At 68.8% G+C, this 24,450-nt stretch carries 22 protein-coding genes and 1 riboswitch; of the genes, 13 read left to right on the top strand and 9 right to left on the bottom strand.

Features of this window, described 5'->3' with window-relative positions:
* Window positions 1–17: 17 nt before the first annotated feature.
* Together CVV68_RS03440 and CVV68_RS03435 are read right to left on the bottom strand one after the other, a co-directional pair.
* Window positions 18–1,496, bottom strand: a complete 1,479-nt coding sequence (locus CVV68_RS03440; protein ID WP_245933314.1) for a SulP family inorganic anion transporter — start codon at window positions 1,494–1,496, stop codon at window positions 18–20.
* 312 nt (window positions 1,497–1,808) lie between these two features.
* Window positions 1,809–2,438, bottom strand: coding sequence for a malonic semialdehyde reductase (locus CVV68_RS03435; RefSeq protein ID WP_245933304.1), 630 nt, complete (start codon window positions 2,436–2,438; stop codon window positions 1,809–1,811).
* A 126-nt stretch (window positions 2,439–2,564) separates the two neighbouring features.
* On the opposite strand from CVV68_RS03435, the gene CVV68_RS03430 reads away from it, so the two are divergent.
* The 4 genes from CVV68_RS03430 (at window position 2,565) to CVV68_RS03415 (ending at window position 8,052) form a co-directional block, all read left to right on the top strand.
* On the top strand, window positions 2,565–3,968 hold the full coding sequence (locus CVV68_RS03430) for an MFS transporter (protein ID WP_110499594.1): 1,404 nt from the start codon (window positions 2,565–2,567) through the stop codon (window positions 3,966–3,968).
* A gap of 346 nt (window positions 3,969–4,314) precedes the next feature.
* A complete protein-coding gene (locus tag CVV68_RS03425) occupies window positions 4,315–5,616 on the top strand; it encodes an ATP-binding protein (protein WP_110499593.1) in 1,302 nt (433 codons plus the stop codon).
* A 176-nt stretch (window positions 5,617–5,792) separates the two neighbouring features.
* Window positions 5,793–5,887: riboswitch (TPP riboswitch) on the top strand.
* A gap of 66 nt (window positions 5,888–5,953) precedes the next feature.
* On the top strand, window positions 5,954–6,718 hold the full coding sequence (locus CVV68_RS03420; RefSeq protein ID WP_110499592.1) for a 3-oxoacyl-ACP reductase: 765 nt from the start codon (window positions 5,954–5,956) through the stop codon (window positions 6,716–6,718).
* Window positions 6,718–8,052 carry an LLM class flavin-dependent oxidoreductase gene (locus CVV68_RS03415; RefSeq protein ID WP_110499591.1) on the top strand — a complete coding sequence of 445 codons (1,335 nt, stop codon included), beginning with the start codon at window positions 6,718–6,720 and terminating at the stop codon, window positions 8,050–8,052. Before CVV68_RS03420 ends, CVV68_RS03415 begins: the two co-directional genes overlap by 1 nt.
* On the opposite strand, the gene CVV68_RS03410 is transcribed toward CVV68_RS03415, so the two are convergent.
* Window positions 8,039–8,698 (bottom strand): TetR/AcrR family transcriptional regulator C-terminal domain-containing protein, encoded by a 660-nt coding sequence (locus tag CVV68_RS03410; protein WP_110499590.1) that lies wholly within the window; start codon window positions 8,696–8,698, stop codon window positions 8,039–8,041. The genes CVV68_RS03415 and CVV68_RS03410 overlap by 14 nt on opposite strands.
* A 111-nt stretch (window positions 8,699–8,809) precedes the next feature.
* On the opposite strand from CVV68_RS03410, the gene bioB reads away from it, so the two are divergent.
* The 5 genes from bioB (at window position 8,810) to bioD (ending at window position 14,426) form a co-directional block, all read left to right on the top strand.
* A complete protein-coding gene (gene bioB, locus CVV68_RS03405; protein ID WP_110499589.1) occupies window positions 8,810–9,889 on the top strand; it encodes a biotin synthase BioB in 1,080 nt (359 codons plus the stop codon).
* Between the two features lie 199 nt (window positions 9,890–10,088).
* The gene (locus CVV68_RS03400) at window positions 10,089–11,405 is read left to right on the top strand and encodes an adenosylmethionine--8-amino-7-oxononanoate transaminase (RefSeq protein WP_110499649.1); all 1,317 of its coding nucleotides are present in this window, start codon (window positions 10,089–10,091) and stop codon (window positions 11,403–11,405) included.
* A complete protein-coding gene (locus tag CVV68_RS03395) occupies window positions 11,405–12,610 on the top strand; it encodes an aminotransferase class I/II-fold pyridoxal phosphate-dependent enzyme (RefSeq protein WP_245933303.1) in 1,206 nt (401 codons plus the stop codon). Before CVV68_RS03400 ends, CVV68_RS03395 begins: the two co-directional genes overlap by 1 nt.
* A complete protein-coding gene (locus CVV68_RS03390; protein WP_110499588.1) occupies window positions 12,607–13,737 on the top strand; it encodes a cytochrome P450 in 1,131 nt (376 codons plus the stop codon). Before CVV68_RS03395 ends, CVV68_RS03390 begins: the two co-directional genes overlap by 4 nt.
* Entirely contained in the window at window positions 13,734–14,426 is a 693-nt protein-coding gene (gene bioD, locus CVV68_RS03385) for a dethiobiotin synthase (RefSeq protein ID WP_110499587.1), read from the top strand. The genes CVV68_RS03390 and bioD overlap by 4 nt, the downstream gene beginning before the upstream one ends.
* 79 nt (window positions 14,427–14,505) lie before the next feature.
* Here bioD and corA read toward each other — a convergent pair whose 3' ends face one another.
* Both corA and CVV68_RS03375 read right to left on the bottom strand, forming a co-directional pair.
* On the bottom strand, window positions 14,506–15,501 hold the full coding sequence (gene corA / locus CVV68_RS03380; RefSeq protein WP_110499586.1) for a magnesium/cobalt transporter CorA: 996 nt from the start codon (window positions 15,499–15,501) through the stop codon (window positions 14,506–14,508).
* A 70-nt stretch (window positions 15,502–15,571) separates the two neighbouring features.
* Entirely contained in the window at window positions 15,572–16,042 is a 471-nt protein-coding gene (locus CVV68_RS03375; RefSeq protein WP_211320703.1) for an Lrp/AsnC family transcriptional regulator, read from the bottom strand.
* A gap of 181 nt (window positions 16,043–16,223) precedes the next feature.
* Between CVV68_RS03375 and CVV68_RS03370 the strand changes: the two genes are divergently transcribed.
* On the top strand, window positions 16,224–17,471 hold the full coding sequence (locus CVV68_RS03370; protein WP_110499647.1) for an MFS transporter: 1,248 nt from the start codon (window positions 16,224–16,226) through the stop codon (window positions 17,469–17,471).
* Window positions 17,472–17,573: 102 nt separating this feature from the next.
* Here CVV68_RS03370 and CVV68_RS03365 read toward each other — a convergent pair whose 3' ends face one another.
* The gene (locus CVV68_RS03365; RefSeq protein WP_110499584.1) at window positions 17,574–18,089 is read right to left on the bottom strand and encodes an Lrp/AsnC family transcriptional regulator; all 516 of its coding nucleotides are present in this window, start codon (window positions 18,087–18,089) and stop codon (window positions 17,574–17,576) included.
* 149 nt (window positions 18,090–18,238) lie between these two features.
* Between CVV68_RS03365 and CVV68_RS03360 the strand changes: the two genes are divergently transcribed.
* Window positions 18,239–19,426, top strand: a complete 1,188-nt coding sequence (locus tag CVV68_RS03360) for a trans-sulfuration enzyme family protein (RefSeq protein WP_245933302.1) — start codon at window positions 18,239–18,241, stop codon at window positions 19,424–19,426.
* Between the two features lie 66 nt (window positions 19,427–19,492).
* Here the strand turns inward: CVV68_RS03360 and CVV68_RS23090 are convergent, their stop codons facing one another.
* Both CVV68_RS23090 and CVV68_RS03350 read right to left on the bottom strand, forming a co-directional pair.
* Window positions 19,493–19,948, bottom strand: a complete 456-nt coding sequence (locus CVV68_RS23090) for a hypothetical protein (RefSeq protein ID WP_146238813.1) — start codon at window positions 19,946–19,948, stop codon at window positions 19,493–19,495.
* 190 nt (window positions 19,949–20,138) lie between these two features.
* Window positions 20,139–21,359 carry an MFS transporter gene (locus CVV68_RS03350; RefSeq protein WP_110499645.1) on the bottom strand — a complete coding sequence of 407 codons (1,221 nt, stop codon included), beginning with the start codon at window positions 21,357–21,359 and terminating at the stop codon, window positions 20,139–20,141.
* 144 nt (window positions 21,360–21,503) lie between these two features.
* Between CVV68_RS03350 and CVV68_RS03345 the strand changes: the two genes are divergently transcribed.
* Window positions 21,504–22,457, top strand: coding sequence for a LysR family transcriptional regulator (locus CVV68_RS03345; protein ID WP_110499582.1), 954 nt, complete (start codon window positions 21,504–21,506; stop codon window positions 22,455–22,457).
* A 14-nt stretch (window positions 22,458–22,471) separates the two neighbouring features.
* On the opposite strand, the gene CVV68_RS03340 is transcribed toward CVV68_RS03345, so the two are convergent.
* Entirely contained in the window at window positions 22,472–23,500 is a 1,029-nt protein-coding gene (locus tag CVV68_RS03340) for a nitronate monooxygenase (RefSeq protein ID WP_110499581.1), read from the bottom strand.
* A gap of 17 nt (window positions 23,501–23,517) precedes the next feature.
* On the opposite strand from CVV68_RS03340, the gene CVV68_RS03335 reads away from it, so the two are divergent.
* Window positions 23,518–24,444, top strand: a complete 927-nt coding sequence (locus CVV68_RS03335) for an N-acetylglucosamine kinase (RefSeq protein WP_245933301.1) — start codon at window positions 23,518–23,520, stop codon at window positions 24,442–24,444.
* Window positions 24,445–24,450 lie beyond the last annotated feature (6 nt).

Here is a 24,450-nt window from a genome sequence, read left to right as displayed (position 1 = left end):
CGACCGCAATGCCGCGCTTACAGCCGGCCGGTCAATTTTGCGTGGAACGCGCGGCTGCGGCTGTCCAGGCCTGTTATGTTCACCGCGCACCCGTGCTTGGCGAATTTCTCCTCCACGGAATCTACGGCCGCCACCGAGGATGCGTCCCAGATTTGCGCGGCGGACAGGTCCACCGAAACTTCGGGAGGGTCCAGGGCGTAGCTGAACTGCTCCACGAGGTCGTTGCTGCTGCCAAAGAACAACGGGCCGGTGACCACATAGGCGACGCTTCCGCCGTCGTCGGCAAGTTTCCGCTGGACGTTGATGACATGCGCGACGCGGCGGGCAAAGAGCGCCATCGCCAGCAGTGTGCCGGCCAGGACTCCCAGGGCCAGGTTTCCCGTGGCAACCACGACGCCGACAGTCGCCACCATCACCAGGGTCTCCGGCACCGGCATGCGCTTCAGGGTTGCCGGCCGCACGCTGTGCCAGTTGACGGTGGCGACCGCCACCACCATCATGACCGCGGCCAGTGCCACCATGGGGATCTTTCCCATGACGGTGCTCAGCGAGGTGATCAGCAACAGCAGCAGCAACCCCGCGGCCAGCGTTGAAAGTCGGGTCCGGGCCCGGCCGATCTTCACGTTCACCACGGTTTGGCCGATCATGGCGCAGCCGGCAATCCCGCCGTAGAGGCCGGCCAGCATGTTGGCCACCCCCAGGGCCCAGGACTCCCGGGTCTTGTGCGAGCGGGTGTCGGTGAGGTCGTCGACGAGCTTGGCCGTCAGCAGGGTCTCCAGCAAGCCGACGAATGCGACGCTCAAGGCAGTGGGCCAAATGATCTGCAGGGTTTCGAGGTTCAAGGGGACCAGGAACGGCGTCAGCCCGGGGAGCCCGCCGTTCATGGGACCCTCGCCGGCCACATCGGGGACATCGAGGCCGGCCGCGACGGCCACCGCTGTCACCACGACAATCGCCACCAGCGGCGCGGGCACGGCCTTGGTGATCCGCGGCAGCACGGCGATGATGGCCAGGGTCAGCGCGAACAGGGGGTACACCAGCCACGGCACGCCGATCAGGTGCGGCACCTGCGCAGCGAAAATCAAGATGCCCAGGGCATTGACGAAGCCGATCATGACAGACCGTGGGATGAAGCGCATCAGCCGTGCCAGCCCGGCTGCGCCAAACGCAATTTGGACCAGCCCGGCGAGCAGCACGGCGGGGAGCACGTAATCCACCCCGTGGATTTTTACCATGGGTGCAATGACCAGCGCCACCGAGCCGGCCGCGGCCGTCACCATGGCGGACCGCCCGCCGAGGAAGGACATGGACACGGCCAGCACCACGGAGGCCACCAGCGAGACCATGGGGTCCACCCCTGCAATGACGGAAAAGGAAATGACTTCCGGGATCAACGCCAGCGTGGTCACCATGCCGGCCAGCACCTCGCGGCTGAGCAGCCGGGGCGTGCGCAGGACCTGCAGGTGTCCGGCCCAGGTGTCAGCATCTGCCGGCACGGAGGTGGGGGATGCCGGCTTCGCAGTGGTGGCGCGGGCCTTGGCGTTCTTGGGCACGGTGTTCTTTCGTCGGGGGCGGGCTTCGCATTGCCGGGATCCGGAGATTGCCGGGTCCGGAACGCAGGTGCCTAAGTGACGCTGCGTGCTGGAGGCGGTCTCAGAATCGGACCGTGCCCACCTTACCGTGCCGTGGCTGCCCCGCATCCCCGGCCCGGACAGCAACTAACCCGCACCAGTGGTCGAAAAATCGCGAATCGAGACTTTTTTCGAGCACTGGTGCGGGTCGGTGTTTATGCGGCCGAAGCCCGCTCCCTAGACCGTGGCGGTGGCGGCGTCAAACTCCAGGCGGTGCAGGCGCTCGCGGTCCACGATGCCGTTGGGCTTGCCCAGGTTGACTACCAGGAAGGCCTTGCGGGGCGTGCCGTCATTGAACTCGGCGTCGATTCCTGCGGCATCAAAGCCGCCCATGGGGCCGGCGGCCAGTCCGGCGGCGCGGGCGGCCATGATGAAGAAGCCGGCCTGAATGTGGGCGTTGTTCACGGCCATGCCCTGGCGCAGTGCGTCGTTGGCGGCAAAGGTGGGAACCATGCCGGCCGCGTGCGGTGCGGTGGTGGGCATGAGGTCGTGCCAGTCGGTGTCGTAGCTGAGCACGGCAACCATCGGCGCGGCCAGGGTCTTCGCCTTGTTGCCGTCCGCCATGTGCGCCACCAGGCGCTCGCGGGCCTCCGTGGAGCGGACCCAGGTAATGCGCAGCGGCTGGATGTTCATGGCGGTCGGGGCCATCTTGGTCAGCGCATAAACGGCCTCGAGGGTCTCGTCCGCAATCTCGTCCTCGGCCCAGCTGTTGGCGGTGCGGGCCTCCAGGAACAGAGCCGCGGCGGCATTCGTGTCCAAGATCAGCTCATCCTGCAGGTTGATTTCCGAAGAGATGTCAATGCTCACGGGCCCAGCTTTCTGTTTCGAGGTAGGTATTACGTGTTTGTCAGCGCCGGAGGGGCCGCAATTGTTTCCTTAGTCGTTGTGAGTTGTGTCACGGGGACCTTGTGTGGCTAGGCTTGGCCGGTGGGAATGAGAAGTACGACGTCGGCCGGCACCAGTTCCTTCAGCCGCGCCCTGGCGCTTTTGGTCGCCGGGACATATTTCATGGAAATCCTGGACGGCACCATCATTGCCACGGCGGCGGCCGGCATGGCCGCGGACCTCCACGTCCGGCCGGTGGACATCAACCTGGCCATGACGAGCTACCTGATCACCCTGGCGGTGGGCATACCCATCAGCGGCTGGCTGGCCAAACGCTTTGGCGCCCGGCGCGTGTTCACAGCTGCCATCGCCATTTTCACGCTCGCGTCGCTGTTGTGTGCGCTCAGCCCCAACCTGGCGTTCCTCTGCGGCGCGCGGATGCTCCAGGGGCTGGGCGGGGCCATGATGGTCCCCGTCGGCCGGCTGGTGGTGCTGCGCGACGCCGACAGGAAGGAGTTCCTGGAGGCCATCGCCTACCTGACCTGGCCGGCACTCATCGCCCCGGTCATCGCCCCGGCACTGGGCGGGCTGCTCACCACCTATGCCAGCTGGCACTGGATCTTCCTGATCAACGTCCCGCTAGGCATCATCGCCTTCATCACGGCGACCAGGGTGGTCCCGGACATCCGCGCCCGCAAGGTGCCACCGCCGGACTGGACCGGCTTCGTCCTGTGCGGCGTTGCCCTGGCCGCGCTGGTGATTGGGCTGGAACGGGTGGGTTCGGCACCCACCCGGTGGGCCGGCGTCGTGCTGTGGCTGGGCCTGGCACTGGCCAGCGGAACAGGCGCGCTCTGGTGGTTCCGGCGTGCGCGCCATCCGCTGCTGGACCTGCGGGCGCTGCGCATCCCCACCTTCCGGGCGGGCAACGGGGGCGGGGCGCTGTACCGGCTGGTCATCAACGCCGTGCCGTTCCTGCTGCCGCTGATGTTCATGCTCGGTTTTGGCTGGACGGCGTTTGAGGCCGGGCTGATGACCATGGCCGTGTTTGCCGGAAACGTGCTCATCAAGCCCGCCACCTCGCCGCTGATCCGCCGCTTCGGCTTCCGGAACGTGCTGCTCCTCAGCAATGCCGGCGGTGCGCTGGTCCTTGGCGCGTGCGCGCTGCTGGGACCCGAAACACCCCTGGTGGCCATCGCGGCCGTGCTGTTTGCCAGCGGCGTGCTGCGTTCCATCGGCTTCAGCGCCTACAACACGCTGCAGTTTGCCGACGTGCCCAAGGCGCGCATGTCCGGGGCCAACACGCTCTCTTCCACCATCGCCCAAATTGCCACCGGCCTCGGCGTTGCCGTGGGGGCCCTGATCCTGCGGGCCGCGGACGCGCTGCTGCCCGGCGCGGCGCCCGTGGCCAGCTACCAATGGACGTTTGCAGTGCTGGCCGTCCTGATGTTGTATCCGGTGTTGGAGGCGCTGCTCATGCACCGCACCGCCGGCGAAGAGGTGCGGACGCGGTAGCTCGCGCCGGGCATCGGGGGCCGCGGCCCGGTATTTCCTCGGCGACTATCCGACCCGTCGGCCGCAAGCGGCCTTTGGGGTCTCCTTTACGTCGCCTACGGAAACACCGTGCCGCTGCCTTGAGGTCCGGAAGTGCCCCAACGGCAAGCCAGCAGGTGGAGCCGGCGTTTTTTGTAGGCCGCGTAAAGGAGACCTAAGGCCGCCCGCGGCCGACGGTCGGATAGCGGCCGGAAAAATGCCGGGCCACCGGCAGGTGTACAGCTCTCGACCAGCGGGCGCTGCTCGTGCCATGATGCTGGCACCGGAATATAAGCCGGGGCCGGGCAACGCAAGGGAGCGCTGAATCATGACAACGTGGAAAATACGGGACTTTCACCCGCAAGACGTGGAGGGGATACTGGCACTGTGGCAGTCGCTGAAGGAGAACGGCGTCGAACCCGTCTACGACCTGTCCGAGGTGCTGGCCTCCTGCGAAAAGGACCATGCCGTGGTGGCGGCCCACGGTGACCAGGTCGTCGGGGCGGCGGTGGGCAGGGCCGCGCACGACCAGGGCTGGATCGTGTTTCTGTCCACCCTGCCAAAGTTCCGCGGGCGGGGGATCGGCACCTCGTTGCTGGCCGCCGTCGAAAACCGCATGGCGGCACACGGGCTGAACAAGCTCTCCGCACTTATGCCGGAAACCGAAACGCGCGTGGAGGCATTCACCAACCGCGGCTTCGTGGTCAAGAAAAACCTGCGCTACTTTGAACGCCGCATTCCCGTCCAGCGCGCCGAGCTGGGCGCCCTGGAGGAACTTGGCGGGCGCCTGCTGCCGCGTGACCTTTGGGACCGGGTGGCCGGGATGACGGCGGAGAAGGAGCTGCTGGAACGGCGGCTGGTTTTGCCGTTGGCGGAGTCGGAGCTTGCCGAGGAATTCGGGGTGGTGCCGCCGCGCGCCGTCGTGTTGTTTGGGCCGCCCGGAACCGGAAAAACCACCTTTGCCAAGGCCATGGCGTCCCGGCTGGAGTGGCCGTTTGTGGAGGTGTTCCCGTCACGGCTGGCGGGGGAACCCGGCGGCCTGGCCGGCGCCCTGCGGCAGACGTTCCTGGACATTGCCGAGCTGGAGCATGCCGTGGTCTTCATTGACGAGGTTGAGGAGATCGCCGCCCAGCGCTCGGGGGAGCCGCCGTCGCCCATGCAGGGCGTGACGAACGAGCTGCTGAAGATCATCCCGGCGTTCCGAGACCAGCCGGGCCGGCTGCTGGTGTGCGCCACGAACTTCATCCGCTCGCTGGACTCGGCGTTCCTGCGCCACGGACGCTTCGACTACGTCATCCCCATCGGGCTGCCGGACGCAGACGCCCGCACCGCCATGTGGAACCGCTTCATCCCGGCTGCCGCGGTGGGGCATGTGGACGTCGCCGGGCTGGTCGCCGCCAGCCGCGGCTTCTCCCCGGCAGACATCGAGTTTGCGGCCCGCAGCGCCTCCCAGCGCGCGTTGGAAAAAGCCGTGTTCGACGACGGTGCCGGACCGGGCGGTTCCGCCGGCGTCCGCCGTGGCCCGGTCACGGCCGATTACCTCGAGACCATTGCCGACACCCGGGCCACCGTCAGCGACGCCGTCGCCGCGGACTTCCTCGAGGACATCGACGCCCTGGCCCGGACCTGACCGGATGCCCCCCCCCCGACGTTGGGCCCACAGCTTCGAGGGCCCCGACACGAGTACGCGGGTGTTGGAAACAGCTGGGGAGGATCCTTCATCTCCACGGGGAGGGTTGCCCGTGGTCGGGTGGGGTCACGGCGGCAGTTGTTGTCGGGCGCCGGCGTGGTTCGGCTAGACTCACTGGCAGTGACACGGGGTGCCCTTCGCAGGGCTGAGAACCACACCCGTTGAACCTGATCTAGTTAGCACTAGCGAAGGGATGTCCTGCCGGTCTCCTGCGTGCTGCCATTATCGGCGGCACGCGGCCGTGCCCATCTTTTCGCCTTATTAAAGGTGGAGAACCATGCAGTTTTCAGACCAAACAGTCCTCGTTACCGGTGCCGGCCGCGGCCTCGGCGCCCACATAGCCCAGGCATTCCTGGACGCCGGAGCCCGGGTGGTGGTCAACTACCGCAACAGTGCGGACACCGCCGGGGCACTGGCGGCGGAGGCCGGCCCCGGGCGGGCACTGGCCGTGCGGGCCGACGTCACCAACCCGGAGGATGTCGCGGTGCTGTTCGCAACGGCGGAACGGCATTTTAGCGCCCCCGTCACCACCGTGGTGAACAACGCGCTGGCCGACTTTTCCTTCAACGGCGACGCCCGGGCCACCGCCGGCGGCATATCCTGGGCCGACTTTGACGCCCAGTTTTCCGGCAGCGTCCGCGGCGCCCTGAATACCACCCAGGCGGCCCTGCCGGGCATGAAGGCTCACGGCTTTGGCCGGATCGTGAACATCGGCACCAACCTGTTCCACAACCCGGTGGTGCCATACCACGACTACACGGCGGCCAAGGCCGCGCTGCTGTCCCTGACCCGCACGCTCGCCGTGGACCTGGGACCTTCGAATATCAGCGTGAACATGGTCTCCGGCGGCCTGCTGCGCACCACCGACGCCAGCGCGGCCACGCCCGAGGAGGTCTTTGACTACATTGCCGCCGCGACCCCGCTGCGCCGGGTCACCACTCCGGCCGAACTCGCCGACGCCGTGCTGTTCTTCGCGTCGCCGTGGGCCAGGTCGGTGACGGGCCAGAACCTCATGGTCGACGGCGGACTGGTGATGAACTGATGCCCGGCCAATTGGCGGGGCGCCTGATGCACCTGAATGTGTTCCTGCACGGCTGCGGCCACCACGGCGCGGCCTGGCGGATGCCCGGCTCCCCGATCGCGGAGCTGGGCGACATCCGGTACTACGAGCGTCTGGCCCAAACCGCCGAACGAGGGCTCTTTGACGCGGTCTTCTTCGCGGACGGCCAGTCCGCCGGCGATCCGGCCGACGGGCCGCTGTGGCACCTGGAGCCACTGACCATGCTGGCCGCGATAGCCCGTGCCACGGAGCGGATCGGTCTGGTCGCCACGGTGTCGTCAACGTTTTACGAGCCCTTCCACGCTGCCCGGATGCTGGCATCGCTGGACCACATCAGCGGCGGGCGCGTGGGGGTGAATGTGGTGACTTCCATGTTCGATGCCGAGGCCCGTAACCACGGGATGGCCACCATGCCGTCGCACGCCGAACGCTACGCCCGGGCCGCCGAGTTCATTTTCGTGGCACTGGGCCTGTGGAATTCCTGGGACGACGGCGCCCTGCTTCGGGACCGGGCGGGGTGCTACGCGGACGCGGCATTGGTACGCCCCGTGCTCCATGAGGGCAGCCACTTCAGGGTGGACGGCCCCCTGAATGTTCCGCGGTCGCCGCAGGGCAGCCCGGTGCTGTTCCAAGCCGGGGCCTCGGAGCCCGGGCGTGAGCTTGCCGCCAGGTATGCCGAGGGCGTTTACGCCGTCGCCTATGACCTGCCCAGCGCCCAGGCGTACTACCGCGACGTCAAGCGCCGCATTTCGGAGGCGGGGCGGGACCCGGAAGCGGTGGCGATCATGCCCGGGCTCGTCACGTACGTTGCGGCCACGGAAGGGGAAGCGCGGGCGAAGCAGGCTGCCGTCGATGCCCGCCTGCCGGTGGAGGCGTCACTGGCCCAGCTGGGCCGCTTTGTCCAGCGGGACTGCAACGGCTGGGAGCTGGACGCTCCCGTGCCGGCCCTGGTGCCGGCGTCGGACTTCACGGGGCCGCAGGGCCGCTACGCCACCATCCTGCGCATCATTGAGACCGAGCGGCCCACGGTGCGCCAGCTGCTGGGCCGGCTGGCTGCCGGCGGCGGGCACGTCACGATGGTGGGAACCCCGGAGCAGGTGGCCGATGAAATGCAGCGCTGGTTTGGGCAGGGCGGTGCGGACGGCTTCAACCTGATGCCGCCACTGCTGCCGGAGTCGCTGGAGGACTTTGTGAAGCTGGTGGTCCCGGTGCTCCAGCGGCGCGGCCTGTTCCGCACGGAGTACACGGGCAGCACCCTGCGCGGTCATCTGGGCCAGGCTGCGGTGGCGGCCCAGCCCTTTTTCATGCCTGTTTAGCTGCCGGTCCGGCCGGCTGGGCCTGCGGTCCGTCCGGCTGGGAATGATTGGCCGGGCCGGGAAGCCCGGCAAGGAACAGGTCCAGGCCAAAACCAAACGCGGCGTCCGTGTCGGTGCCTTCGTCCGCGAGCAGGCCCGCGCGGAACAGTCCGGCGCGGGTCTGTTCCTGGGTGGCCGAGCCCACGACGTAATGCACCAGGGCACCGGCCGCCCACTCCGAGTGCCGGGGCGACAGGCCGCTGGCGGCCAAAAGTGTGGTGAGGTGCAGCAGCGGAGACGGAGTTTCCGGTGCCAGGGCGTGGGCCAGTGCCACCACCTCGGCGCCGTCGCGGACGGCCAGCAGTGCGGCGCGGATGCGCAGGGCGAGGTGCCGGATGTCCTGCTGGGCGCCGCCGCCGGAGTCCCGGGGTCCTGAGCCCGTGCTCCCTGAGCCTTCAACTGTGGCTGCTTCAGCTGTGTCCGCGGGGGCCAGGATTAGCCCGGCAAGTACCGTCAGCAGCTCCTGTTTGTTCTTCACGTGCCAGTACAGGGCCCCTGGCTGGACGCCCAGGTCCCGGGCCAGGCGGCGCATGGACAGGTCCGCAAGGCCGTATTCCCGCAGGATTCCCATGGCGGTGTCCACGATCAGCTCGCGCGTCAACGCCATGGTGACCGTCCCTTTCCTTTTGTCCGGTGTGCCGCGAAGGCACCACTCCATCTTCCCCCATTCGCGGGCGCCCCGGTTGACAGCCGGTCCCGCAACTCCCACACTTGAACGGTGTTCAATTACTTTCAAGACCTCGCCGACCGACAGCTGTCCGGTGCCACCCTGACCCGTGCCGAGGCCCTCGCCATCCTCGAATCCACCGATGGCCAGCTGCTGGACGTGGTGTCCGCCGCCGCACGGCTGCGCCGCGCCCACTTCAGCAACACCGTCAAGGTCAATTACCTGGTCAACCTGAAGTCCGGGCTGTGCCCCGAGGACTGCACGTACTGCTCACAGCGCCTCGGCTCGGCCGCTCAGATCCTGAAATACACCTGGCTGAAGCCGGAGGAGGCCGTGGCACAGGCGGGCACCGGCATCCGCGCCGGGGCCTCTCGGGTCTGCATGGTGGCCAGTGGCAAGGGCCCCAGCGACCGGGATGTGGACCGCGTGGCCGGCATGGTCAGGGAGCTCAAGGGGGAGCACCCTGACGTGGAAGTCTGCGCCTGCCTGGGCATCCTGAAGGGCGGTCAGGCCGCGCGCCTCAAGGACTCCGGCGTGGATGCCTACAACCACAACCTGAACACCAGCGAGTCCATGTACGCCGAAATCTGCTCCACCCATGAATTCTCCGACCGCGTGCAGACCGTGGAACACGCCAAGGACGCCGGCCTTTCGCCGTGCTCGGGCCTGATCGTGGGCATGGGTGAGAGCAACAATGACCTCATCGACGCCGTTTTCGCCCTGCGCGGGCTGGGCAGCGAGTCCATCCCTGTCAACTTCCTCATGCCCTTTGAAGGCACCCCGCTGGAAGGGACCTGGCTGCTCACGCCCGCCCAGTGCCTGCGCATCCTGGCCATGGTCCGGTTCGCCTGCCCGGACACGGAGCTCCGCATGGCCGGCGGCCGCGAAATGCACCTGCGCACCCTCCAGCCGTTGGCCCTGCATGTGGCGAACTCCCTTTTCCTGGGCGACTACCTCACCAGCGAGGGTCAGGAAGGGCAGGCCGACCTGGACATGATCGCGGACAACGGCTTTGTCGTGCTGGGGCGGGAGCAGCCGGGACAGGACCCGGACGACGGCGCAACCTCCCCGGGCGCGCCCGTCGCCATCCGCCGCCGCGGGGCAGGTACCCGGGTGGCGCCCAATGCCTGAGGGCACGCGGGCCGCCGGGGCCCTTGTTGCGGCGGAGGCCCTTGTCGCAGCGGAGACGGACACCGCGTCCCTGGCGCCTTCCACCAGCGGGCCAATGCCCCGCGAGCTCACGTCCCCCGAGCCAATGCCCCGCGGGCCCGCTTCCCCGGAGCCCAGGTCCCCGGAGGTCACCTCCCCGGAACCCGTGCCCCGCGCACTCATGTCCCGGGACCTTATTTCCCGAGATCGGGGACTGCTGTGGCACCCCTACGCCCCTCTCGACGGGGACGCACCCTATGCAGTGCACGGCGCCTCCGGAACGCGCTTGAGCCTCGGCGCGGCCGACGGCACGCAATTTGAGGCCGTAGACGCCATGAGCTCCTGGTGGTCCGCCGTCCACGGCTACCGGCACCCTGCCCTGGACCGGGCCCTGCTCGACCAGGCCGGCCGCTTCAGCCACGTCATGTTTGGCGGGCTGACCCACGAGCCAGCTGTCCAGCTGGCCGAACGGCTCGTGGCGCTGGCGCCGGAAGGACTGGACCACGTGTTCTTCGCGGACTCCGGCTCCGTGTCCGTCGAAGTGGCCCTGAAACTGGCGGTGCAATACCAGCAAGGATGCGGCCGCCCGGAACGGACGCAGTTCCTGGCACTGCGCGGTGGCTACCACGGAGACACCTTTGCCGCCATGAGCGTATGCGACCCCGTCGACGGCATGCACGCGGCCTTTCCGTCCCTGGTGGCCCGCCAGCGGTTCCTGCCCCGGCCACCAGCCGCACGGCTGGTCGGCGGTGAACTGGTGGCCGACCCGGCCGAAGTGGCCGCCTGGATTGGCATTCTGGAAGAGACAGTGGGCCGCCACCGCGACGAGCTGGCGGCCATCATTGTGGAACCGGTGCTGCAGGGCGCCGGCGGCATGCACGTCTACGCCCCCGCAGCGCTCGCCGCCGCCCGGCGCGTGGCCAGCGAAAACGGCCTGCTGCTGATCTGCGACGAGATCGCCACCGGCTTTGGCCGGACCGGGAAATTGTTTGCCTCCGAATGGGCGGGGGTGGCCCCCGACATCATGTGCGTGGGAAAGGCTCTGACCGGCGGCTACCTGACGCTGGCGGCCATGCTGTGCTCGGCCGGCGTTGCCGCCGTCATCACCGGCTCGCCGCTGCGCACCCTGCTGCACGGGCCCACATTCATGGCCAACCCGCTGGCCTGCGCCGTGGCCTGCGCATCCCTGGAACTCCTGGCCTCGGCGGGGTGGCAGGAGCAGGTTGCCCGCATCGGGGCGGGGCTGGCAGATGCCCTGGCCCCGGCAGCAGGGCTGGCCGCCGTCCGGGACTTCCGCGTCCTGGGTGCCGTGGGCGTCGTGGAGCTGTCCGCCCCCGTCAACGTCCCGGCCGTGACGCGCGCCGCCCTGGAACACGGGGTGTGGGTGCGCCCCTTCCGCAACTTGATCTACACCATGCCCCCGTACATCAGCACGTCCCAGGACATTGCCGCCATCGGCGCGGGAATCCACGCGGCCGTGGCGCAGGTGCACGGCTGATGGCGGACACCGACACGGCCATGGACGCCTGGCTGCGCTCGCGGGCAGACGTGCGGGCGCAGCGCGGACTGGTTCGCGGCACCGAACCGCAGACCGGGCTGGTCGACCTGGCATCCAACGACTACCTGGGCCTGGCCGGGGATCCCCGGCTGGCGGCCGCTGCCGCCGAGGCAGTGGCGAGGTATGGCACCGGCGCCCGAGCGTCGCGGGTGGTGTGCGGCACCACGGGCGCCCACCAGGAGCTGGAGCGGCAGCTTTGCCTCCTCACCGGCCAGGAAACGTCCCTGGCGTTTTCCAGCGGTTACACCGCGAACCTTGGCGTCGTCACCGCGCTGGGTGGCCCGGGGACCCTGATGATTCACGATGCCCACGTGCACGCTTCGCTGCGCGACGGCATCAGGCTTTCCCGCTCCCCGGCCGTCGCCGTGGCCCACCAGGACATCGCTGGGATCAGGGCGGCTCTGGCCGGGCGCACCCAGCCGCGGGCCGTCGTCGTGCTTGAGTCCATATATTCGGTGCTCGGTGACGCAGCCCCGCTGGCCGAGGCGGCCGCGCTGTGTGCGGAGTTTGATGCGCTCCTGTTGGTGGATGAGGCCCACGGGATCGGCGTGGCCGGTGCCGGCCGGGGCGCCGTCCATGCGGCCGGCCTGGCCGGGGCGGCGCATGTGGCCGTCACGGCCACGCTGTCCAAGGCGCTCGGTTCACAGGGCGGCGCCGTCCTGGGCTCCGCCTTATTGCGCGAGCACCTGGTCAACACGGCCAGGACCTTCATTTTCGACACCGCGCTGGCGCCCGCTGCCGCAGCGGCAGCGGGAGAGGCCGCGCGGATCGTGTTGGCCGAGCCCGGCCTCGCCCGGCGCGTGCTCGAGAACGCCGCGGCGCTGGCGCGGCGTTGTGGAACGCAGCTGGCGGCCGGCGCCGTGCAGTCCATCCCCGTGGGGTCGGCGGAGCGCGCAGCCTCCCTGGCGGCCGGGTTGCGCGCAGCCGGCGTTGCCGTGGGCTGCTTTCGCCCGCCCAGCGTGCCCGACGGCGTGTCCCGCCTGCGGCTCACGGCCCGGGCCAACCTCACAAAAGCGGAACTGGAGCAGGCCGCCGGTGCCGTGGCCCTGGCCGTCGGCGACGCTGCTGGGAACGCCGTTGCCGGGGACCGCGTTGCCGGGGGCCCCGTGGCGGGCACCGCAGACCGCGCGGGAGCCATGGCATGACCTTCACCGTCATCTCCGATCCTGCCCGGGTGCGCGAGGTCATGCGCCGCACGGACGACTTTGCCCCCACGAACGCCCTGACCTCGGTGGTGCCGCTCGCCCCGGCTGCCCTTCGTGTCCTGAGCAGGGCGCGCTTTGCGCTGCCGCCCGTCCTGGCCTCGGCCACCGGGGCGCAGCACCGTGCGGTGCGGACCCTGGTGGGCCGCTTTTTCACGCCCGCCAAGGTGGCCGCCATTGGGCCGCGCGTGCGCGAACTGACGCGGGAGAGGCTGGCCGCCGCCAGTGCAGGGCTGGGCGCGGGCACCGTGGACCTGGCAGATGCCCTGGCCCGGCACATTCCGCCCGTCATCATGGCCGAACTCACGGGGCAGCCCACCCCGGAGCTGGCACTGCTCAAGCGCTGGAGCAGGGATTCGCTTGAGTTGTTTTGGGGCTGGCCCGACCCCGATCGGCAGGTGCTGCTGGCCGGCAGCGCCGCCGAATTTTACCTGTGGCTCCGGCAGGAGGCGGCAGCGTCCCGTGGCACGGATTCCCTCTTTGGTGTGCTGGATACCGCCGGGCTGTCCCAGCCGGAGGTGTGTTCACTGGGCTATTTCCTGGTGATCGCCGGGCAGGAAACCACCTCCCAACTGATCAACACGGCCCTCTACCGTGGCATTGAAAAGGCCGGCAGTCCGGGGCAGGACAGCCCAGGGCCTGACAGCCCAGGAGTCGACGGCGCCGTCTGCGGAGCCGGTGGGTGGGCGGCGCTGGCGGCCCCGGACGAAGCCGGCTCCCATGTGCGACGGGTGCTCTCCTCCGAGTCCTCCGTCCATACCTGGCGGCGGGAAGCCCTGCACGAAACGGTCCTGGACGGCGACGTCCTGCCCGCCGGGGCCGAGATCCTCCTGGAGCTCAGCGGCCGGCACCCGGGCGATGCCGTGCCCACCGCCTATTCGCTCGCATTTGGCCACGGACTGCACCGCTGCCTCGGTGCCCGGCTGGCAGAACTTGAAACGGCCCTGGTGGTGGAGGAAACCGCGCGCGCCCTGCCCGGCCTGCGCCTGGCCGGACCCCGGCCGGAGTGGCTGCGCCTGCTGTCCTTCCAAGCGCCGCTGACCGTCACTGTCACTGGGGGAACCCCATGAAACTGTCCGCCATCACGTTCGTCACAGGCACCGACACCGATGTGGGCAAGACACTGACGACGGCGGCCCTCGCCGCAATGCTGGCCGACGGCGCCTCCGTTGCCGTCTACAAGCCCACCCAGACGGGGGTGTCCCCGGGCGGTGCCGGCGACATGGACGAGGTGGCCCGGCTCAGCGGCGTCGGTACAGTCTTTGAAGGCATCCGCCTGCTGGAGCCCATGGCGCCGGTGGCCGCCGCTGTCCGGGAGAACCGGCCGCTGCCTGCCCTGGCGGACCACGTGGACCGGATCAAGGAACTGGCCGCATCCTACGTCCACGTGCTCGTTGAAGGCGCCGGCGGCTTGCTGGTGGAGCTGGATGCAGAAGGCCACACCCTTGCCGATCTGGCGGCGGCGACGCGGGAAACGGCCCGGACCAACATGGTGGTGGTGTGCCGGAGCGGGCTGGGCACGCTCAACCACACCCAGCTGACGCTCGAAGCGCTCCGCCACCGCGGCCTGCCCGCCGCCGGGCTCGCCATCGGCTCCTGGCCGGCGTCGCCGTCGGACATTGAACAAGGTAACCGCGGCTACCTCCGGGGGCTGGGCACCCCGTACCTCGGCAGCCTGCCGGCAGGGGCCTCGCAGCTGGAGCCGGCCGCCTTCCGGCAGCTCGCGCCGCAGTGGCTGCGGCTGCCTGACGGGGCCTAGTTGCCCGTGTTCTGGCGGGGATCCGCTGGCTCTTCGCTGGCTAGCCGCCACACGCCATACCCAAGCGTCGGCAGGGATCCTAAAGCCAGGTTTTCTTCTTGAAAATAAGGTACATGACGGTCCCGACCAGCAGCATCAGGCCTATGGCGAACGGGTAGCCCCACGGCCACGCCAGCTCGGGCATGGTGTGAAAGTTCATGCCGTAGATGCCCGCCACGAACGACGGGGCGAACAGGATTGCTGCCCACGAGGAGATCTTCTTGACCTGTTCGTTTTGGGCGGCGCTGGCCTCGTTTTGCCGGTTGGCGGTCAATGTCCCGTCCACGGTCAGGGCATTTTGCAGCAGCTGCCGGAAGGAATCCGCCTTGGCCGTCAATGATTCCACGTGGTCCTCGACATCGCGCAGGTAGCGTTGCAACTCCACATTGACCCCATATTTTTTGAAACCGCCCTTGAGCAGGACAAGGGTCTCGCGGAGGGGATGGATGGCCCGCTGGAAGAGGATGACCTCGCGGGATAGCTGGTAAATGCGACGGGAGACGTTCGGGTCGCCGGCAAACAGCTGGTCCTCGATCTCGTCTATGTCGTTTTCCAATCCGCTGGCCACCGGCAGATAATCGTCCACCACCTGGTCCATAATGGCGTACAGGACCGCTTCGGGGCCCTGGGCGAGGAGGTCTGGATCGTCCTCGAGCCGGCTCCGGGTGGAGGCGAGCCCGGGGGTTTCCGCATGGCGGATGGTAATGACGAAGTTCTTGCCGGTAAAGATGTGCAGCTCGCCAAACTCGACCGCCTCTTCGGCGTCCAGGTACCGTGCTGGCCGCAGCACGGTGAACAGGACGTCGTCGTACCTCTCCATCTTGGGCCGCTGGTGGGCCTTGATGGCGTCTTCCACGGCCAGCTCGTGCAGCGAGAACTCGGCGGCCAGGGAGGCCATCTCCGCGGCATCGGGACGGAACATGCCGATCCAGGCCATGCCGCCGCACGCTGCCATGGCCTCGTAGGTCTGGTCGAGGCTGTCCGGGGTGGCAACGCGGGCGCCGCCGACGTAGACGCCATTATCAATGATGGTCACCCACCCATTATGTTCGTTCGACGGCGGGCGGGGCGGCTGCGCGCCCGGCCGCGGCGTGGCGCCCCGTGGCTCAGCCGTGGCTCATGCCCTCCAGCAGCGGTTGGAGCCGGTAAGGGATGTGTTCGTGAAGCGCCAGGGACGTTTCGGTGCGGATCACGCCCTTGATGCGGAGCAGCTGGCGCAGCGCTCCCTGGAGGTGCTGGACGTCGCGGGCGGCCAGCCGGCACCAAACGTCGCCGCCGCCGGAGATTTCATACACCTCCAGGATTTGAGGGACGGCCCGCATGGCCGCAATGACGCCGTCGAGGTCCCGGTGGACCACCTCGATGGTGATGAAGGCAACCACGTCGTAGCCGATCGCCGCCAGGTCCACCTCGCGGCCGCCCTGGCGCAGGGCGCCGGTCCGGGCCAGATGCCGCAGGTGGGACTGGACGGTGTTCCGGGCCACGCCCAGGCTTTCCGCCAGTTCCCCGATCTGTGCGCGCGGATCCGCGATGAGGGCCAGCACCAGCCGCACATCGAGGAGGTCCAAAATGCTCATGCGGGTCACTCCGGGTTCAGGTTCAGGGGAATTATTGAACAGATTGATTCATTCAATGGCAAACATTGAATAGAAACGTCTCGTTTGCCCCATTCTATAGATGGATTTGTGCTGCCGGGTGACCCAAACGAACCCACGCACCCGAAACATCCTGGTGTTCAACTTCCTGAAAGGAACCGCCGTGACCGTCCTGCAGGAACTCGCCATGCGCCCCGCACCAGCCGGGCGGTGGTCCTGGAATGCCACGGTTGCCACTCGCCTGTTCCTTGCCGGGACGGTCATCTTCACCCTGCTGGTGGGTGCGAACCTGGCCACGCCGCTGTATCCGCTGCTGCAGGAGCGCATCGGCTTTGATTCCGTGGGCGTCACGGTCGCCTTTACCGCCTATGTGGTGGCCCTGATTGGCGGGCTGGTGCTTTTCGGCCACTGGTCCGACCACATTGGCCGGCGGGCCGCGCTGGTGCTGGCCGTCGTCGTCGGCCTGGCGGGCGGCTTCGTCTTCGGCACCGCCGATTCCCTGCCTCAGCTGGTGGCCGGGAGGTCCCTGCAGGGGTTGGCCGTGGCCATCGGCACCGGGGCCAGCGCCGCGGCCCTGCGCGATCTAATGCCCAGCAGGCCGGAGTGGGCGTCGCGCTTTACTTTGCTGTCCTCATCCGGCGGCGTGGCGGCCGGGCCGGTCATCGGCGGGCTGTTGTCCCTGCTGCCGGAACACACGCAGGCTCCGTTTGCAGTGCACTCGGTGCTCCTGCTGGGGCTGCTTGTCCCGCTGCTGCTGCTTGACGCCCGCCCGGCCATCAACCCGGCGCCGGCCGGGCAGGGACGCAGCTATCTGCGGCCACGGCGCCCCGCACTGGCCCGTTCGGCACGCGGCACGTTCTGGCTTGCCGCAGTCACCGGCTTTGTCAGTTTTGCCGTGTTCGGATTCTGCCTGTCGCTGGCACCAGGCTACTTCGCCCAGATCATGCAGGCCGATTCCCGGCCGTTGATCGGACTGCTGGCGGCCGTCACGCTGGGCTGTTCGGCGCTGAGCCAGCTGCTGTCACTGCGCGGGCGCTTCCTGGTACCGGCAGGCCTGCTGCTGCTCGGCGTGTCAGTGCTCCTGATTGCCGCCGCCGGGGCGCTTGAGTCGCCGCTGCTGCTCGTGCTGGCCAGCATCAGTGCTGGCCTCGGCCAGGGCGCCGCGTTCCGCGTGGTTTTCAACGACGTCGCCGGAGCCGTGGAGCCATCCCGCCACGCGCAGGTCATTTCCGCCGTCTACATCGTGACGTACCTGGGCAGCGCTGTCCCCGTGCTTGGACTGGGCCTGGCCGTGAAGTTCTGGGGCCTGCAACCGTCCGTCACCGGCTTTGCCATCCCGATCGCCGCGGCCTGTGCCGTGCTGGCACTGGTGGCCCACCGCCGGACCCGGCCAGCCGGCGTCGTGCCGTAACCCCAACTCCCGGCCAGCCGGCGTCCGTAAAAACAGGGCAGGACAGGACCCGCGGACCATGCTCGACGCCGGCGCCACGGTCCCGGCGCCGGCCCGGTTGTGCTAGTCCAGCGGTCCGGTGTGCCCGGGCATGTGCTTGAACACCAGCGTGGTTTCGGTGTGGCCCACCACGGGGTCGGTGGTCAGGTTGTCCAGCACCCAGTCGCGCAGGGCATCGGTGTCACGGACGGCGATGTGCAGCAGGTAGTCCACGGATCCGGACGTGTGAAAGGTGGACAAAACCTCGGGCAGCTGCGGCACCCGGGAGGTGAAGGTGTCGATCTGGTCGCGGTCATGGGCGCGCAGCCGGACAGCAATCAATGCCTGCACGGCGCGGCCGATCACCGCCAGGTTCAGCTTGGCCTCAAAGCCCTCGATGGCCCCGCGTTCCATCAGCGAGCGGGTGCGCATGAGCGCCGTGGACGGGGCAATGCCCACGGCATCGGCGAGGTCGCGGTTGGTGATGCGCGCGTCCGCGACCAGGGTGTCAATGATCTGGCGGTCGACGGTGTCCAATGGCTCCCCAGTGCGGCCGGACGTGGATGTTTCGCGTCGAACGTTCTTCGTTGGTGACGCCATTGAATCCTCCGGATTGGTCTAAAAATGCGATTCTGGCGATTGTTCTTGCTAGTAGTTCGTCATTCTACCAAATATCTGTATCTTTGGGCCATACTTGCTGCTACTTGATGAACCTTTCTGGCAATGGTGCCGGGGAAAGCAGGCTGGCCATGTCACACGGGGTTTTGGGAATGGAACTGGGTTGGGATACGACGGCGGTGCACGCCGGGCGTGAGGACCTGGCGGCATTGGGTGTGCATGCCATTCCACTGGACATGTCCACCACGGCGCCGCTGGCAAGCGTGGGGTCCGGCGGCGAGGCCTACGAGCTCATGGCCACCGGAGGCGTTCCGGCACCCGGCCAAACCACGGTTTACCAGCGTCTGTGGAATCCAACCGTGGCCCGCTTTGAGTCCGGAGTTTCTGCGCTGGAAGGCGCGCCGGAGGCGGTGTCGTTCGCCACCGGAATGGCTGCCCTGGCGGCGGTGCTGCTGGCCGCAGTCGCGGACGGGAAGCCGCATGTGGTGGCCGTCCGCCCGCTCTACGGCGGCTCCGACCATGTACTGGCCACGGGCCTTTTGGGTACGCAGGTGACGTTTGTCCGGCCGGGAGGGGTCCGCGCCGCACTTCGCCCGGACACCGGGCTGGTCATTGCCGAGACCCCCGCCAATCCGGACCTGCGCCTGCTGGACATCAAGGCGCTGGTGGCCGAGGCGGACGGCGTGCCAGTGGTGATCGACAACACCTTTGCCACGCCCGTGCTGCAGCGGCCGCTGGAAATTGGGGCCTCGCTGGTGCTGCACAGCGCCACGAAATTCCTGGGCGGCCACGGGGATGCGATGGGCGGCGTGGTGGCAACCGACCCGGGGTGGGCCGCACGGCTGCGCCAGATCCGTGCCATCACTGGAGGGCTGCTGACGCCGTGGCCCGCCTACCTTTTGCACCGCGGCCTGGCCACCCTGCCGGTACGGGTCCGGGCGCAGCAGGAGAACGCCCACAAGGTGGCTGCCGCGCTGCAGTCGCACGAGGCCGTCACTCGCGTGCTGTATCCGGGGCTGCCGGAATGCGACCCCCTGGGGCTGGTGGGCACCCAAATGTCCGGCCCGGGGTCCCTGATGTCCTTTGAAGTGGACACGGCCGACCAGGCCGAGGCCATCCCGGCGCATGTCTCGCTCATGACCCATGCCGTCTCGCTGGGTGGGGTGGACACCCTGATTCAGCATCCTGCCGGGCTGACCCACAGGCCCGTCGCCGCTGAGGCGAAGCCCCATGCCACCATGCTGCGGGTCTCGATCGGCCTTGAAAATCCCGAAGACATTCTGGCGGACCTGGTCCAGGCGATCGAGGCTGTCTGCTAGGCGCGTCGGCTTCCGCTATGCGCAACGCCGGCCCGGAGTGCCGCGCATAAACGACGGATGGTTTCTTTATGCGCACGGCCGGGGTCCGGCGTCTGCGCAGCTTGTCCACTGGCGCAGTGCCAGCACCCTGGCGATGCGCATAATAAACCGGCTGGCGCCGGCGGGCGCCACAGCCACGTGAGGCAGCTTCATGGGCCGGATAGTCCACAGGCCCAGCTCCTCGGCCTTGGTGGAGCAGGTCCTCCGAGCCTGGTGCGGGGCAAGGCCGGCATCGAGCAGATTCGCCCCGGCAGTGCAAAGTATCCGCGGGTGACGCACTCGATGGTTCCTGCCGCCAAGGCCCGTTGCAGCTTTCACGCCGTGCATCCGCGCGCGCAGCAGACCCTTGCGCCCGGCCACCGTGCCAAACGCCTTGATGGCGTCCCGCTCGGTTCCGATGTCCCGGACCTTTGAATCTGCCGGCCGTCCACCGTGCCGAACCAATCGGGGCTGCGGCAGCCCCGCCGTCGAACTTGTGGACAAACGCCGGCAGGGGCCACCTGTGGAGGATTCGACACCACTTCAAATTCGCCGGACCGGCACTTGAATCTCGTGCAGCTCGCCCACGAGTCCCATGCCTCCGGCCGGACCGGCATTTGAGGCGCCCTGCTGCGGGAAAGCCCGACGATTGAGGCGCCAACCGTACAGCCCGGTTCCAGCACCGCGCCCGGGGTTACCGCCGCGGGGCGGGGACGGAGGGGCGCCCGGACGGCAGCAGCGCGACGGCGGCCACTGCCGCCAGCAGCGCCAGGAACGCCAGTACGGCTGCCATTGCGTGCCATCCAACGGCCTGGAAAACGAATCCCGCGGCCCAGCCCACCACGCTGGAACCGGCGTAGTAGCTCAGGTTGTACAGCGAGGATGCCTGCGCCCGGCCTGTGGTGGCCAGTGCCCCCGTCCAGCCGGAGGCGATGCTGTGGGCGCCGAAGAAGCCGGCGGTGAACAGCACCAGACCGGCCAGGATGATGGGCAGGGGACCGGCCAGCGTCACGGCCAGGCCGGCCACCATCACGCCGGTGGATGCCAGCAACATGCTGCGCCGGCCAAACCGTGCGGCCAGGCCGGCCACGGCACGTGAGGATACGGTTCCGGCCAGGTACGCCAGGAACAACAGCGCCACTGCCGAGGCAGGCAGTAGGTAGGGCGGCGCCTCGAGACGGAAACCCAGATAGTTGTAAACGCTGACAAAGGCACCCATCAACAGAAATGCCTGGGCGTACAACGCAAGCAGCTGCTTGTTCCGCAGCTGCGGCAGCAGCCTGGCCAGCACCGCGCCAAAGCCGCCGCCCTCAACCGGAACAAAGCCACGCGGCCGCGGCGCCAGCAACAGGAAGCCGGCGGCGGCCGCGGCAGCGCAGACGGACACGGCAAGGGTTCCCATCCGCCAGCCGGCGAGGTCCGCCACCGGGCCGGCCAGCAGCCGTCCGAAGAGCCCGCCCAGGGTGGTGCCGGCCACGTATGCACCGGCCGCCGCGCCCGCATGCCGCGGGCTGATCTCCTCCGTCAGATAGGCGATCGCAAGGGCCGGAATGCCCCCGAGGGCGGCGCCCTCCAAGGCCCGCAGGACCAGGAGTGCTTCAAAGGAGGGGGCCGCCGGAACCAGCAGGCCGAAGACGGTGGCCAGGATGACGGCGAGGCCCATGATGCGCACCCTCCCCACCCGGTCGGCCACAAACGACCAGGGAAGCACCGCCACCGCCAGCCCCATGGTGGCCACGGAAATGGTCCGGGACGCCTGGGCAGCGGTGATGGCCAGATCGCGGGACATTATTGGCAGCAGGCCCTGGAGGGAATAAAGCTGCGCAAACGTTGCCACCCCGGAACACGCCAGCGCGGCCAGCACCCTGCGGTAGCCGGTGCTGCCGAGTCCGTGGCCCGCCCACGGGTCCACCATGGCCGTTGGTGTGCTGCCTGCCTTGTTTGCCTTGATCACAAGATCAACCGTAGGACCGAGCAACCAATGCGTCCAATGCATGAATCCCCAATAATCAATCCACGTACGGATGACAGGGCAGCGGTTTCCGTGGTTCCATGAAGCATGGAAGATGACCACTGGGACTTGTCCAGGCTGCTGCCGGTGTTGCCCATTCTCGTGGAACTGGGAGTCAGCCGACAGGTCACTGCCGCGGCAGAGGTATTGGGGATCCCGCAGTCAACGGTAAGCCGGGCGCTCTCCCGGGCCGCCGACGTCGTCGGCACTCCGTTGCTGCTGCGCAGGGGCCGCGGCGTGGAGCTGACCCCCGCGGCGCTGGCGCTCATACCGAGGGCGGCAGAGGCTCTGGATGCGGTGCGCACAGGCCTGGCCTTGGCCCGGCAGGAGTCCGGAAGGTCGTTCGGCCGGATCTCGGTGGCATTTCAGCACACGTTTGGCGAAGCCGCGCTGCCGTTGCTCATCAGGGCCTTCGCCCGGGAGAACCCCGGCGTCAGCTTTGACCTCCAGCAGGGCAGCCGCGCGTTTTGCCTGGAGCTGCTGGCCACCGGCGCCTCGGACCTTGCCCTGGTGGCCCCGCCTCCGGCGCCAAGCCGCACCCTCGGTGCGGAGGTGTTGTACTCCGAACCATTGAAGCTGGTGGTTCCCGAGGGACACCGCCTGGCCGGTTCGGGCGGCACCCGACTCGATGCTGTGCGGGACGAAGGGTTCGTGATGCTTGAGCCGGGATACGGCATGCGTTCCATCGTGGAGGCGCTGTGCCGGAGTGCCGGGTTCCGCCCGCGGGTGGCCTTTCAGGGCCAGGACCTGCACACCGTCCGCGGGCTGGTCTCCGCCGGGCTTGGCGTGGCCGTTGCCCCGCCGGCAAAGTCCGGGGGCCGGACTTCGCAGCGCGGCACCCTCGGGTGGCGAGAGGTCGACGTCACCTGGCCGTCCGCACGCCGCGACATTGGGCTCGTGTGGCGCAACCGGCCCGACGGGCCGGCCCAGGCGGCCCGGTTTAGGGACATGGTGTTGGCCGAGGGCAGGACACTGCTTGGTTCGGGGGAGGCGCCGGCGTAGTACGCGCCGGGGACCTACAGCTCGTTCAGGAAACCGGCAATGATGCCGGCCACGGGTCCGGACGCGGCCTTTTGCCACGCTGTCCCCGCCCACAGGTTCAACGACTCACGGTCGCCTGCGGCAGCCGCGGCGGCGCGCAGGGGGCCGGTGAGAAAATGCACTTCCGGGTAGGCGTTTGGCGCCCCGGCGGAATGCTCCCGGACAAAGCCATTGACCAGTGCCCGCGCCGGCCTGCCGGTAAACGCCCGGGTGACCGCGGTGGAACTGTAGGCCGGGTCGGCCAGCGCGTCCTTGTGCAGCCCCCGGGCGCCGCTTTCGTCGCTTCGCAGCACGGCCGTTCCCAGCTGCACGGCCTCTGCCCCGGCGGCCAGCACGGCCTTGGCGGCTGCGGCGTCGCCAATCCCGCCGGCACCGGCCAGGGGAAGCCCGACGGCGGCGCGCACCTGTGCGACCAGCTCCACGAGCGTGGGTGCGCCAGGGCCGGCGCCGGGCAGGAACGCTGCCGAGTGTCCGCCGGCATTGCCGTGCTGCACCACCAGGGCGTCCACGCCGGTTTCCGCGGCGGCCAGCGCCTCGGCAACGCTGGTCACCGACGCCACCACGCGGGTGCCCTTGCCCTGCAGCGCTGCCACGGCAGCGGCCGGGGCCAGGCCAAACGTGAAGGAGACGACGGGCACGGGCTCGCGCAGCAGCAGCTCCAACTTCTCGTCCCAGAAATCCTGGGACCTGGGATCGACAAAGTCCGGTGAAATCTCCGGAACCGTTGCGCCCAGGCGTCCCGCCGCCACGACCAGCTCCGTACGGTAACGGGCCAGCGCGGCAGCGTCGTCAACGGACAGCGGAGTGTTGCGCGGAACAAACAGGTTCACGCCAAAGTCGGCACCGGCCGCGCGCAGCGGTGCCAGATGAACGGAGAGGGCCTCGGCGCTCTTGTACCCGCCTGCCGCGTACGCAAACGCGCCGGCGCGCTGGGCAGCCAAGGCGAGGTCCGCCGTCGTGGTTCCGCCGGCCATGGGGGCAACGATGATGGGGGAAGGGAACATGCCATTAGTCTAGGTGGGTGATAGACGACACCTTGAAGACCGTGGCCCCGCCGGAGACCGTCCTGGGCCTGGACATTGGCGGCTCCAAGACGCGCGGCATGGTCTGGGTGGACGGCAGCATCACCGCGGACGCCAGCGCCGGCAGCGCCAATGTGCAAAACGTGGACGTGGCGACGGCGCGCGAAAACCTGGCCGAACTCTTTGGGAAGCTGGGCAGCCCCCGGCCGGCCGTGGTTTTTGCCGGTGCCGGGGGAGTGGACACGGACGACGACGCCGCCTCCCTGCGGGAACTGATCGCACCTTTTGTGGGGGGAGCCGAGATCACGGTGGTCCACGACACCCGCCTGCTGCTCGCCGCCGGCGGGGCGTCCACGGGCGTGGCCGTGATTGCCGGAACGGGATCAGCTGCGTGGGGCACCAATGCCGGGGGCGCCGAGGCGCGCTCCGGGGGCTGGGGCTACCTGCTCGGCGACGAAGGCAGCGGCTACTGGCTGGGGCGCGAGGCCGTCCGGCACAGCCTGCGCCAAATGGACCTGGGTGCCGAACCCGACGAGCTGGCCCGCGGCCTGCTGGACTACTGCAGGCTCGGGCACCCCGGCGAACTCATTGCCCATTTTCACCAGGGCACCACGCGCCGGTACTGGGCCGCTGCGTCGCCGGTGGTTTTCGCCGCCGCCGCCAACGGCCATGCCGGGGCGCTGGCCATGGTGGACCGTGCCGGCGCGGATCTGGCGGCCATGGCCCACCAGGTGGCGGTGCAGCTGGGGCTGGCCGGGCCCATTGTGCTGGGCAGCGGACTGGGCAGCAACGTGCCCGCCTTGCAGGAGTCCTTCAAGCGGCACCTTGCCGCCAAGGGGCTGGACGATGTGCGGATCCTGGACAGGGACCCGATCTTTGGGGTGCCGCTGCTGGTGGCGGACAGGGCAGCAAACGGCGCCGGCTGACCGGGA

Source organism: Arthrobacter livingstonensis (assembly GCF_003219815.1).
In the GTDB taxonomy this organism is placed as follows: domain Bacteria; phylum Actinomycetota; class Actinomycetes; order Actinomycetales; family Micrococcaceae; genus Specibacter; species Specibacter livingstonensis.
The sequence above is the reverse complement of the archived record's forward strand: the minus strand, read 5'-3'. Positions and strand labels throughout refer to the sequence as shown.

Coding starts and splice junctions, on each gene's coding strand:
- CVV68_RS03350 (WP_110499645.1), bottom strand. CDS start 21,359: ATGGTGGACCCGTGGGCGGGCCACGGACTCGGCAGCACCGGCTACCGC.
- CVV68_RS03360 (WP_245933302.1), top strand. CDS start 18,239: ATGTCACACGGGGTTTTGGGAATGGAACTGGGTTGGGATACGACGGCG.
- CVV68_RS03420 (WP_110499592.1), top strand. CDS start 5,954: ATGCAGTTTTCAGACCAAACAGTCCTCGTTACCGGTGCCGGCCGCGGC.
- CVV68_RS03415 (WP_110499591.1), top strand. CDS start 6,718: ATGCCCGGCCAATTGGCGGGGCGCCTGATGCACCTGAATGTGTTCCTG.
- CVV68_RS03425 (WP_110499593.1), top strand. CDS start 4,315: ATGACAACGTGGAAAATACGGGACTTTCACCCGCAAGACGTGGAGGGG.
- bioD (WP_110499587.1), top strand. CDS start 13,734: ATGAAACTGTCCGCCATCACGTTCGTCACAGGCACCGACACCGATGTG.
- CVV68_RS03430 (WP_110499594.1), top strand. CDS start 2,565: ATGAGAAGTACGACGTCGGCCGGCACCAGTTCCTTCAGCCGCGCCCTG.
- CVV68_RS03340 (WP_110499581.1), bottom strand. CDS start 23,500: ATGTTCCCTTCCCCCATCATCGTTGCCCCCATGGCCGGCGGAACCACG.
- CVV68_RS03375 (WP_211320703.1), bottom strand. CDS start 16,042: ATGAGCATTTTGGACCTCCTCGATGTGCGGCTGGTGCTGGCCCTCATC.
- CVV68_RS03345 (WP_110499582.1), top strand. CDS start 21,504: ATGGAAGATGACCACTGGGACTTGTCCAGGCTGCTGCCGGTGTTGCCC.
- CVV68_RS03390 (WP_110499588.1), top strand. CDS start 12,607: ATGACCTTCACCGTCATCTCCGATCCTGCCCGGGTGCGCGAGGTCATG.
- CVV68_RS03410 (WP_110499590.1), bottom strand. CDS start 8,698: ATGGCGTTGACGCGCGAGCTGATCGTGGACACCGCCATGGGAATCCTG.
- CVV68_RS03400 (WP_110499649.1), top strand. CDS start 10,089: ATGTCCCGGGACCTTATTTCCCGAGATCGGGGACTGCTGTGGCACCCC.
- CVV68_RS03365 (WP_110499584.1), bottom strand. CDS start 18,089: ATGGCGTCACCAACGAAGAACGTTCGACGCGAAACATCCACGTCCGGC.
- CVV68_RS03395 (WP_245933303.1), top strand. CDS start 11,405: ATGGCGGACACCGACACGGCCATGGACGCCTGGCTGCGCTCGCGGGCA.